Annotated in this window: 1 protein-coding gene; it reads right to left on the bottom strand. The window is 38.4% G+C overall.

What is annotated here, in order from left to right:
• Positions 1-723 (bottom strand): TolB-like translocation protein (locus tag ABHV44_RS16125; protein ID WP_459075745.1); only part of this gene is annotated, 723 nt, incomplete at its 3' end.
• Positions 724-1,225 lie beyond the last annotated feature (502 nt).

Raw genomic sequence — 1,225 nt, 5'->3', positions numbered from 1 at the left:
CAAAACAATGCTCGATGTTTGCCTGATTTCTCCTGAATAGTTTCCATTTTCCAGAGTAATCAATTCGCGATCTACTCTTTCGGCTATCAATTGAGAACCATCCTGAGAACAGCAGATATTTCGGTAATGATAATTATCACAAAAATCAATGAGTTGAGTATATTCTCCTGAAGGGACTTCCAGCTGGTATAGGCCTCTTCGAAGCTCTGTGAAGTAAGCCTTATCGTTTGTGTTTGACCAGCAAAGGCCCGTTATGCTAGCTAAGTCATTTTCAACGAGACTCACCAAAGGAGTTAATTCGAAATTTTCCAAACTTGAAAAGCCGATTTGGATTTCTCCATCAATTGCAGTCTCGGCAATCAGCTTATCATCGAAAGAGATGTCACTACTCAATGTTGAACCAACAAAATCTCCATCCACAGTTTTTAAGGTGTCAGTGACTGTCGAACCTATATCGTATTCAAAAAAATAATAAGGAACCCCAAGTGTAGGTGTGTGCTGCCAATATAATTTAGTTCCAGAATTGTTCCAAACTGGATTCAAGTTGTGCACATCTCCACTGACCATATCCTGTTGAGTTCCATCAGAGTTAATTAGTTGAATCTGATAATCAGACTCTTTATCAAAGGCGATCAAACCTGTTCTGCTCCATTCAGGCTGAGTAAGAAGCAATGTATTATTCACTAAAACATTTTTCTCGCAGGTTGCTAAATTAAATTTCATGATCTTAAATTCTCCCTTTTCATAGTCCTTGTAGCTGTACACAAACTCACAATTATTCTCAGGATTGAAAAACGGCTTTTCATATTGAAATCTGCTGTCTGAAAACCACGTTATCCCGAGCATTGGAAATTCTTCGCATTCGAGCGAATCCGCAACTTCGGTGCAATTAGCAGGTGGTGAAGGTTGGGACTTCTCGAGTTCAGCGTCCTTTTGGCAAGAGAAAAGTGCCAAGAACAAGAGAATTAAAGATATTCGAGTAGACAGCATATTTTCCAGAAATTAAGTAGAAGTCACTAAGTTAAGACTTTCTCAAAATCTGAAAGTCCACGAAAAAGGGAAATCAATTTTGATTTGAACTAGCACGACATTACTCCAGGTTTATTTTAGTCTCTTCAAGTGTGTTTAGATCAATCAAAACAATGCTCGATGTTTGCCTGATTTCTCCTGAATAGTTTCCATTTTCCAGAGTAATCAATTCGCGATCTACTCTTTCGGCTATCAA

It is taken from the genome of Halocola ammonii, from assembly GCF_049334165.1.
In the GTDB taxonomy this organism is placed as follows: domain Bacteria; phylum Bacteroidota; class Bacteroidia; order Flavobacteriales_D; family Sanyastnellaceae; genus JBEGHD01.
This window is presented reverse-complemented; position numbering and strand designations above follow the sequence as displayed.